Raw genomic sequence first — 10135 nt, 5'->3', positions numbered from 1 at the left:
CCCGGCCTCCGGCCTCCTCCCCCGCCCTAAGGGCGGGGGCAGTCATGGCAATAGCCACGGGAAAGCCGTGCCCTGGAGTGCCCTTGGATTGCAACCATCTGGAGCCAACAGATGGGGTTTCAACAAAGCCATTTTTGCTGAGTTAGCCCCCGAGAGCGAGGGGGGGTCTCCCCCCTCACCGGCGCCCGAAGATCGGGAACATCGGTTCCAGGAGGTCACGTCCGGCCTCAAGCGCCGTAAGCGGATACGAGCGCATGAACTGCCGGCCTTCGTCATTTTCGTATGTGATGACCGCTTTCGCCTCCACGAGCATCGAAGCGAGGCCGAATCCGGATTCCTCGTCAGGGTCGAGCGAGGCGATCTCGAAATCGATGTCGAGCGGGACGAGGGCGACGTGGATGTTCTGCGCCCTCGCGGTGCCCGTATTGGTGACGATGATCTCACGCGCATCTTCCGAGAGATCCACGGTGACGAGCGGGTAACTACCGGAATCTCCCATGATGTGGAAGATCATCAGAAGAACGAGCATAAGCACCAGCGCGATGAGGGCGAAGAAAACGTCGATGAAGAGCAGCCCGAGCGTGATAAGGGCGCCTGTCACCAGGACGATCTTCTGGTTTTTTTCCATGCTAGATGAGTTGGTTCGCCTGAAATTATAAGAGTAGGTTTCGGGTGGAGAGGGCAGGGCACAAGCAGGGCACAGCCCGGGCGATCACCTGCACCCACCCCGCAGAAGGGCAACATGACCATATACCGTCATGGCGAAGTACGTACGAGACAGTATGCTTGAGTTGAAGTTCGTTCGTGCACACCCCGAGATCGTCCGGGCAGACCTCACGAAGAGAGGAGACACCGAGAAACTGGCCTGGGTCGACGAGGTGCTGGAGATGGACCGGAGGGCACGGGAACTCACCGTTGCGATCGGAGATCTGCGCAACCGGAGAAACGTCATTTCCCGCGAGATCAGCCAGGCGAGGAAGGCGGGGGACGATATCACCGAGCTCCTCGCCGAAGCCGCAGGCCTCCCGGAGCGAATCAAGGAGGCGGAGGCGGAGCGCGAGACGCTCACCGAGGCGGTGCGGTACCGCCTGATGCGGCTCCCGAACATCCTCCACGAAAGCGTGCCTGTCGGCAAGGACGACTCCGAGAACGTCGAGATCCGCCGATGGGGCGAACCCCGGATGCCCGCGTTCGACCTGGAGAACCACGGCGCGCTCGCCGTCGAGCATGACTGGGCGGACTTCGAACGCGCGGCGAAGATCGCCGGATCCGGGTTCTACTTCCTGAAGGGCAGGCTCGCCCTGCTCGATATGGCGCTCCAGCGGTTTTCGATGGATATCCTTGTCGAGCGCGGGTATACCCCGATCATCCCGCCCTACATGATGAACCGGGCCGCATACGAGGGCGTGACCGATCTGGCCGACTTCGAGAACGTCATGTACAAGATCGACGGCGAGGACGAGTACCTGATCGCGACGAGCGAGCACCCGATGGCCGCGATGTATTGCGATGAGATCTTCGAGGAGAAGGACCTGCCGCTCCGGCTTGCGGGGCTGAGCCCGTGCTTCCGGCGCGAGATCGGGGCGCACGGGATCGACACGAAGGGGCTCTTCCGCGTTCACCAGTTCCACAAGGTGGAGCAGTTCGTCTATGCCACGCCGGAGCAGTCCTGGGACCTCCACGAGGAGCTGATGGCGAACGCCGAGGAAGTCTTCCAGCGGCTCGGCCTCCCCTACCGGGTCGTCTCGATCTGCACGGGGGATATCGGGACGGTCGCCGCAAAGAAGTACGACCTCGAGGTCTGGATGCCGCGCGAAGAGCGCTACCGCGAAGCGGTATCCTGCTCGAACTGCACGGCCTACCAGGCGGTTCGGCTGAACATCAAGGTGCGCGATCCGACCGAGTTCACCTCGAAGCGCTACGCGCATACCCTGAACAGCACCGCGATCGCGACCTCCCGCGCGATCCGGGCGATCCTGGAGAACTACCAGAACGAGGACGGGTCGGTCACCATCCCGGAGGCCCTCAGGCCGTATCTCTACGGCGAGGAGACGCTGTAGACATCCCGGGCCTGCACGAGGCCGACAATATCTCTTTTCTATCCGTGCGACACCGGGAACCGGGTTACTTCCGCCGCAACTCCGCAATCTCGTCCACCAGCATCCCGTAGACCCGGCGCTCTTCCGTGACGTCCTCGTAGGTAATGTACTGCGTCCCATCCGAGAGCTCGACGGGCGAAAAGCGGATCGCCCTCTCCTCCCCACCCTTGCACCGGATCGGAAACGTCCGCGGGCGGGGCCGCCCTCTGCCGGCCTCTTCCCGGTCCGACTTCCAGGCGGCGATCGCTTCGCGGCGGCGGATGGGATCGGGGAACGCCGTCCGGAACCAATCCCTCCCGGTGGGGATGTCAGCGAGCGTATACCCGAAGAGGTCGGTGAACGCCTGGTTGAGGTAGGTGTAGCGGCCGTCGCTCTCGATGACCGCAGCTGCGACGGGGGAGGAATCGACCAGGTCCCGGAACCGGGCTTCGCTGCGGCGGAGCCGCTCCTCGGTCTGCCGCCGGGCAATGGCGATGGAGGCCTGGCGGACGAACGACTCGATGGCCCGTCTATTCTCCAGTTCCCTCTCCAGGGGAAGATAGATACCGAGATCGCCGTAGAGGTGCTCCCCCCAGACGAGAAAGAGGACATAGACCTTTCCGAGGTTCAGGGCCCGGAGGATCTCCTCACAGCGATCTTCCGGGATCTGCCCGAAGCAGACGTCGTAGAAGGGTAGTGTTACCTTCCCGATCTGGGGCTTGAAGAATAACTCCTGGATCCCCCCATGCAGCAGACTCGCGGGGTCTCCCCCGAGGGGGTGCGAGGCGGTGTAATCCAGCGGGAATACCATTCCGGCCGGGTCCCGCCCGAGGATCTGCATCAATACATTGTGAGCAGCTCGATCACGAAAAGCGCGCGCGATGAACTGCCGGCTGCTCTCGTCGTAGGAGAGGACGTGGATGAGGGTCCCCGGCACCAGTTCGGAGATGCAATCCGCGACGTACTGGTAGATATCCGCCTCCGCCGGCATATCGACAAGCTCCATCGCCGTCCGGGCGAGAAACTCCATATTCCTGACGTACTGCTTCCGCTCGGTGATGTCCTCGAGGACAATCGTGCAGCCCTTCTCCCCGTCCTCGAAGGTCGTCGGGATCACCTGCATCTGGTAGAAGAACTCCCCGTCCTCACGCGCGTAGCGGACGTCGGCGATCACCTGCTCCCGCTCGAGCCCCTCGATCACCGCGAGCGCTTCGGGGGTGGAGACGACCGGGTGGGCGGCCTCTTCCAGCGTCAGGCCGATCAGCTCGTCTTTCGAGCGTTTGAGGGCTTTCTGGCACTGATCGTTGACCTGGACGATCCGCTGGTCGTTATCGAGAATGAGGATCAGGTTCTTCGTGAAGCAGAGGAAGGCGGAGATCGGGACGCGCTGGGCGAGGGAGAAGAGTTTCGCGTTGCCGATCTGCCGGACGTCGACCTTGCCGGCGATCTGCAGGATCTCGAGGTGTTTCGAGACCGGGTTCCGAGTGACGCCGAGCTGCTTTGCCACCTCGGTGATGGTCATGCCCTTCGGCCGGAACCGGAGGGCACGAAGGATCCGGTTCTGGAGATCGTGCTCCTCCTGCATCATGGGTGCATCCTTGCTGCACCGGTATATCTTACTTCTGCCGGGGACGCATCCCCGCCCTGCACCTCACGGGATCGTCCGGACGATCCGCTCCTTCGTCACCTTCCCGGCGATGAAACGGGCCAGAGCGAGGAGCGCGAGCCCGACCACCGCAAGGACCGCCTCCGTCGCCGCCGAGATACCCGACCCGGCCGGCACGATCTGCTGGAACAGGACGATCAGGAAGATGAACCCGAATATGAAGACGAACCCGAGGATCTGGTTCTCCCGCATCCCGAGCGCGAGCTGGGCCGCGCCGATGAGCCCGGCCGAGGCGGCGATCCAGACCGGGACGACGGCCGCGAAGTGAAGGAGGAGCAGGGGTTCGGCGGCGATGGAAACTCCGGTGAGACCTGAGATCGCCGCGATGCTCACCGCGGCCGAGAGAAGCATCATCAGGTACGCCGGGACGGTGACCCCGGCCGCCTTTCCCTCCCAGAGACGCTGGAGCGAAACCGGGGCGCAGAGGAGCGTCTCGATGGTGCCGTCCCGCTTCTCGCGGAGGAAGGCATCGGCGCAGAAGATGTAGCCCAGAAAGACCGCGACCGGGAGCGTGATCGTGGCGATGCCGGCGGTAACGGCCGCAGCGTCGCCATCGGCGCCCACAGCAATACTGAGGGCCGACATGACCGGGAACCAGATGGAGAAGATGAACGCGGTGATGAGGGCGCTCCGGTTCCGGAGGGCGAGCCTTATTTCGCGGCGGGCGATGACGGCGAGCGTGCTCATGCTCCGTCCTCCACCCGGCCGACGTGTTCGAGATAGATCTCCTCAAGCGACCGGGACGACCGGCGGACCTCCTCGATCCGGAAGTTGGCGCCGACGAGGGTCGCGACGAGGTCGGGGGTCGCGCCCGGGTCGGCGAGGGTGCAGTGGAGGGCGTCACCGTCCGGTTCGCACCCGGTGACGAACGGTAGCCCCTCGACGGTCTCGCATGCGCGGGCACGCTCGCCCGGGTCGGCAAGGGCGACCGTCACGGCCGGGCGGCCGGATGCCGCGGTGAGGTTTGTAACCGAATCGAAGGCCCGGATCCTCCCTCCCGCAAGGATCGCGACCGTGGAGCAGACCCGCTGGACCTCGTCGAGGTGGTGCGAGTTTAAGAACACGGTCATCTCCTCCCGCCGGGAGAGCTCGATGATAAGGTCGCGGACCATCCTCTGCGCACCGGGGTCGAGGCCGGAGGAGGGTTCGTCGAGGAAGACCACCTCGGGCCGGTGAAGGATCGCCCGGGCTATCCCGAGTTTCCGCTTCATGCCGGTCGAGAACGTCCCGACCGGGTCGTCCTGCCGGTCGGCGAGGTCGACGAGCGCGAGGAGGTCGTCGATTCTCGCCGCAGGTTCTTCGACGCCGTAGAGCCCGGCGTAGTAGGCCAGGTTGTCCGCGGCGCTCATCCGGTCGGCAAGACCGTTGTTCTCGAAGAGCACCCCGACTCGCGCCCGCGCATCGTCGTCGGCGGTGAGGTCCCTCCCGAGGACCCGGACCTCGCCCGCGCCGGGGGCGAGCAGCCCGAGCAGGATCCGGATGGTCGTGGTCTTTCCGGCGCCGTTCGGCCCGAGGTAGCCGAAGATCTCGCCGTGCCCGACGGCGAACGAGACGTCGCGGAGGATCTCGCGGCCATCGAAGGACCGCGAGAGGCCCCTGACCTCGACGGCGTTCACGCCCGCCTCCTCCTCCGGCACCGCACGGTGCAGGATCGAGAGGGAATGGGGCAGGTATCGGGGGTTATGCGGGGAATACTTGCCGCATGACCTATGGGAAACATAGGGATAGATCTCCTCGCGGGACGTAAAAAAGAGTGACTTTTCCATGAAAGGCAGGGTTGGGAAAAACCATCATCCCGGGGGCGATGCACTCTCCCTATACACCGGAATACCCGCTGCCCGGCCCGGCACCCGGAGAGACCGGCGGTGCGCTCGCGCTCCACAACCTTTTTCCCAACCCGGGATGAAATTGAGCGTTACGAGGAGATGCACCGTTTGAAACGGTACTTCGGAAATATATGACAGGCATAAAGTAAAGAAAACGATAGGACGGCGAGATTCGAACACACGGCCTCCCGGCAATCTGCCGGGTGCACCACCTGTTCAAACAACCCATGGAAATTGCATAAAATGAGAAACGATGGGCCCGATGCGATTCGAACGCACGACCTCCCGGTTATCAGCCGGGTGCACCACCAGCTATGCTACGGGCCCGGTGGGACTTACCCTACAACATCTGCCATCTTAACACTTAATGGTTTTGGACTGATATCCAAAGCGCTATGTTGAAACCCGATGATAGAAGTATAGTTGAGTGGAACAATGGCAATACGATACCTACTCGGAAACGAGGGCATCGCTCACGCATGCCTGGAGGCAAACATCGATTTTGCCAGCGGCTATCCCGGAACGCCGTCATCCGAAGTGATCGACGTCCTCCGTGTGCAGAAGGAGCGGCCCTTCACCGTGGAGTGGTCCACGAACGAGAAGGTCGCCTTCGAGAACGCGCTCGCCGCCGCCTGGTGCGGCCTCCGCGCACTCTGCACCATGAAGCACGTCGGGCTGAACGTGGCGGCCGATCCCCTGATGACGAGCGCATACACCGGGGTTACCGGCGGGTTCGTTGTCCTCTCCGCAGACGACCCCTTCGCGCACAGTTCCCAGAACGAGCAGGATACCCGGCGCTACGCGCACTTCGCCCGGCTCCCCTGCCTCGACCCGGCGTCGGTCCAGGAGGCGCACGATATGATGCGGGACGCATTCGCCCTCTCCGAGGAGTTCGGGCTGCCGGTGATCTTCCGCCCCACCACCCGGATCTGCCACTCGAAGGGCGACGTCGACCTCGGAGAGATCGGCACGGAGCACCGGACCGCCGCCTTCAGCCGCGACCCGAAGCAGTACGTGGTCATTCCCGCGCATACCCGGGTGCTGCATAAAGTCCTGAACCAAAAACAGCCGGCGCTCAAACGCCGACTGGTCGAGCTCGGCTACAACCGCCACACCGTCCGGGGCAAAACCGCCGTCGTCGCGAGCGGTGTCGCCGCCGCCTACGTCCAGGAGGTGCTCGGAGACGACGTCTCGCTCGCGATCATCGGCGCCTACCCGATCGACGAAGAGTGGCTGGCGGACTTCGTCGACAGGCACGAGAAAGTCCTCGTCGTCGAGGAGCTCGACCCTGTCGTCGAAGAGGTTGTCCGGCAGGTGGCGACGAAGACCGAAGTCTTCGGTAAGATAGACGGCACGGTCCAGTACGAAGGGGAGTTCACCCCGGCGACCGTCGCCGCCGCCCTCGGACGAGCGGACATGGCACCCACGGCGACCTTCCCGGCGGCCGCACCGGTCCCGGGAGTGCCGCCCCGTCCGCCGATCCTCTGCGCCGGGTGCATGCACCGGCCGACGTTCTATGCCATGCGGAAGGTCTTTCGCGACGGCATCTTCCCGAGCGACATCGGGTGCTACACTCTCGGGCTCCAGCTCGGCGCGGTGGATACCACCATCTGCATGGGCGCGTCGATCACCGTCGGGAGCGGCATCTCCCGGTCGGGAGAGGAGCGCCCCGTGATCTCGACCATCGGCGACTCGACGTTCCTGCACACGGGAATCCCGGGGCTCTTAAACGCCGTCTACAACGGCGCGGATATGGTCGTCGTCATCCTGGACAACCGGATCACCGCCATGACCGGCCACCAGCCGAACCCCAACACCGGCCTGACGGCAACGGGCGAGGAAAGCACCCCGATATCGCTCGATGCGATCTGCCGGTCGTGCGGGGTCTCCTGGGTCGAGACGGTCGACCCCTACGATCTTCCGGTGCTCCTCGACACCTTCAGAAAGGCAAAGGAGCGCAGGGGCGTCCGGGTCGTCATCGCAAAACAGCCCTGCGTCATCACCGCACGCAAGAGCGGGATCAAGCGCAAACCCTACACGGTCGACCCCGAACGGTGCACGGGCTGCGGCGCCTGCCGGTCGTTCGGCTGCCCGGCGATCGCGTTCGATGATAAGAACGCGACGATAACCGAGCTCTGCGCCGGGTGCGGCGTCTGCGCGGATATCTGTCCGTCGGGCGCGATCGTCATGGAGGGACGGCGATGAAACCTTCGTTCGACATCCTGATCGTCGGGATCGGCGGCCAGGGAACCGTTCTTGCCTCGAACGTTCTCGGTGAGGCGTGCATCCTCGAGAACTGCACCGTCCGGAGCGCAGAGACCCACGGGATGGCGCAGCGCGGGGGGTCGGTGGAGAGCCACATCCGCATCGGCGGGAAGCACGGCTCCCTGATCGTGCCGGGGACGGCCGATCTTCTCGTCGCCTTCGACCTCCTCGAGGCACTCCGCTACCGCCATTACCTCCCGGCAGGGGGGAGGCTTGTCGTGAACCGGAGTCTGGTCGTCCCGACGTCGGTCTACCAGCAGGATCTCGACGTCCCCGACGAGGAGAGCATCCTCACCGCCCTCGCCGACCTCGACGTCACCTGCATCGACGCCGCGAGCCTCGCAGAGGAGGCGGGGAGCATCCTCTCGCAGAACATCGTGATGCTCGGGGCGGCGTCCGGCGAGATCCCGCTCCGGCCCGGGACCCTCGAAGAGGCGGTGCGGCGGTGCGTGCCGCAAAAAACCGTCGAGGTCAACACCGCGGCCTTCCGGCTCGGCCGGGAGAAGGGCGCCGGCACGCCCTGATCGGGGAGGGTGCCGGGGGATCCCCGCTCTTCCCCACCACAATCGGACAACTGCACCCCAGTATTTCGCATGCCCCCTCGCGCCCTTCGCGGCTTCGCGTGAGCCAAAGTTTTTGAGACCGGGATTGGGTCTCACGCGAAGGCGCGAAGAACGCGAAATAACGGTACGGAATGTGTAAAATTCCTGGAAGACTTGGGGCACCTGTTGGCGCCCGCAACCTGTATTACCCATCCTGCCGAGCTGGTATGCCATGAGCGAGCGGGACACCGTTGAAGGGTCGTTAGCGGTCGGCGATGCCGGGCGCGAGCGGCAGCTCGCGTTCTTCGAGAAGCCGGAGGTTCCTGACTACATCCAGCGGATCGTCGAGTCCTACATCGAGAAGAAGACCGCCAAGTCCTGGGACGACCCGGTCGTGCTCGACCGGATGCGTAACACCATCCTTGCCCAGAAGAGCCGGTACTGGAAAGAGAAGCGCGTGAGCTACCGGAAGGCCTACCAGGTTCTCGGCTACCTGGCCTACCACGCGCCGGTCTACCTGGTGCAGTTCGAGCACATCCTCTGGCAGGTTATCGACCGCGGGCTCGCAAAACCCCGCATGCGGATCCTCGATCTCGGCACCGGGCCGGGAGTCGTGCCGCTCGCCGTCATCGACCTTTTTGGGCGGGTCAGGAGCGGATCCGCGGAAATTTACGCCGTCGAGCGCTCCGAAGAGCACCTCGAGGCCTACAACGCCCTCGTTCCGGCGGCGGCCGCGGCGCGAGGCAACGCCGTGCGGGTGGAAAAACCCATCCGCGCCGACATCGGGGCGCTCGAGGCCGGGGACCTCCCCGACCGGATAGATCTCATGGTCTTCTCGAACGTCTTGAACGAACTCCGCCACCTCGATATCGAGCGGCGCGCCGACCTTGTCGTCTCCCTCGCCGAACGGCTCGCGCCCGATGGAACGATAATCGTCGTGGAGCCCGCCGACCTTGCCAACTCGACCGCCATGCGCCGGACCGTGCGGGCGATCGCGGACCGGGGCCTTACCATCTACAGCCCCTGCTCGTTCATCCGGGGAACCGCCTGCAACCCCGCCCGGTGCTGGACGTTCGAGCAGAAGGGCGACATCCGGCCGACCCGGCTGATGGAGCGCCTCGCATCGGGGAAAGGCGGTTACCGGTTCATGAACGTCGATATCAAATATTCATCAGCGCTCCTGCGCAGAGATGCGAAGACGCAGCACGCCTACCGCGTCCCGCCGGGAGCGAAGTTCGCCCGCCTCTCCCACCTCCGCCGGCACCGCGACAAAAAGATCAACGTCGTCGCCGCGCTGATGTCCGGCAACCTCGGGGATAACCGGACGAAGGTCTACAAGGTCTGCGACGGGACGCCTGCGGACCCCGTCTACGCCGTCGTCCCGGCGACCCTCCGCGGCACGAACCGGGACGCGCTCGAAGGCCTCGCCTACGGCGACATTGTCCACCTCTACGGGGTTTTCGTCCGGTTCAACCGCGACCACGATGCCTACAACCTGGTCGTCCTGCCGGGGACCCGGATCGAGCCGGTCGGGTGTCCGGGGGGAGAGAGGGACGGGACGGAGAGGGTGTAAGGCTGGAGTTGTTCCTCCTGCCGGCATTCAGGTATAGTGCCCGTCATCTTACCAGATACGAGAGGGGAAAACGGGAGCCGGTTGCAGATCGGACTCTTCGATAGCGCCTCAGAACAGTAAAAACTTGTGAAAAACCCGATCTACTGGACCGTGGTGGCTATCGCGACTGGGGGGTGGGGACAGGG

The 10135-nt window shown here is 64.3% G+C and carries 8 protein-coding genes and 1 tRNA gene; 4 read left to right on the top strand and 5 right to left on the bottom strand.

Going from position 1 to position 10135, the window contains the following annotated elements:
• Positions 1-175 precede the first annotated feature (175 nt).
• Entirely contained in the window at positions 176-628 is a 453-nt protein-coding gene (locus BRA62_RS08230; RefSeq protein WP_292366089.1) for a hypothetical protein, read from the bottom strand.
• Positions 629-782: 154 nt separating this feature from the next.
• Here BRA62_RS08230 and serS point away from each other — a divergent pair, with 154 nt between their 5' ends.
• The gene (serS, locus tag BRA62_RS08225) at positions 783-2060 is read left to right on the top strand and encodes a serine--tRNA ligase (protein WP_292366088.1); all 1278 of its coding nucleotides are present in this window, start codon (positions 783-785) and stop codon (positions 2058-2060) included.
• Between the two features lie 64 nt (positions 2061-2124).
• On the opposite strand, the gene BRA62_RS08220 is transcribed toward serS, so the two are convergent.
• The 4 genes from BRA62_RS08220 to BRA62_RS08205 all read right to left on the bottom strand — a co-directional run bounded on the left by BRA62_RS08220 (position 2125) and on the right by BRA62_RS08205 (position 5897).
• On the bottom strand, positions 2125-3666 hold the full coding sequence (locus BRA62_RS08220) for a PAS domain S-box protein (RefSeq protein WP_292366087.1): 1542 nt from the start codon (positions 3664-3666) through the stop codon (positions 2125-2127).
• 63 nt (positions 3667-3729) lie between these two features.
• Positions 3730-4431 (bottom strand): ABC transporter permease, encoded by a 702-nt coding sequence (locus BRA62_RS08215; protein ID WP_292366086.1) that lies wholly within the window; start codon positions 4429-4431, stop codon positions 3730-3732.
• Positions 4428-5510: an ABC transporter ATP-binding protein gene (locus tag BRA62_RS08210; protein WP_292366085.1), complete on the bottom strand. Its 1083-nt coding sequence runs from the start codon at positions 5508-5510 to the stop codon at positions 4428-4430. Before BRA62_RS08210 ends, BRA62_RS08215 begins: the two co-directional genes overlap by 4 nt.
• Before the next feature lie 314 nt (positions 5511-5824).
• Positions 5825-5897, bottom strand: a tRNA-Ile gene (locus BRA62_RS08205).
• A 108-nt stretch (positions 5898-6005) separates the two neighbouring features.
• On the opposite strand from BRA62_RS08205, the gene iorA reads away from it, so the two are divergent.
• The 3 genes from iorA to BRA62_RS08190 all read left to right on the top strand — a co-directional run bounded on the left by iorA (position 6006) and on the right by BRA62_RS08190 (position 9950).
• Positions 6006-7775 carry an indolepyruvate ferredoxin oxidoreductase subunit alpha gene (gene iorA, locus BRA62_RS08200; protein WP_292366084.1) on the top strand — a complete coding sequence of 590 codons (1770 nt, stop codon included), beginning with the start codon at positions 6006-6008 and terminating at the stop codon, positions 7773-7775.
• Positions 7772-8359: an indolepyruvate oxidoreductase subunit beta gene (locus tag BRA62_RS08195; RefSeq protein ID WP_292366083.1), complete on the top strand. Its 588-nt coding sequence runs from the start codon at positions 7772-7774 to the stop codon at positions 8357-8359. Before iorA ends, BRA62_RS08195 begins: the two co-directional genes overlap by 4 nt.
• A gap of 250 nt (positions 8360-8609) precedes the next feature.
• Positions 8610-9950, top strand: a complete 1341-nt coding sequence (locus BRA62_RS08190; RefSeq protein WP_292366082.1) for a small ribosomal subunit Rsm22 family protein — start codon at positions 8610-8612, stop codon at positions 9948-9950.
• The last annotated feature ends 185 nt before the right edge of the window (positions 9951-10135 follow it).

The sequence above is a fragment of the Methanoculleus sp. UBA208 genome (assembly GCF_002498065.1).
GTDB lineage: Archaea > Halobacteriota > Methanomicrobia > Methanomicrobiales > Methanoculleaceae > Methanoculleus.
This window is presented reverse-complemented; position numbering and strand designations above follow the sequence as displayed.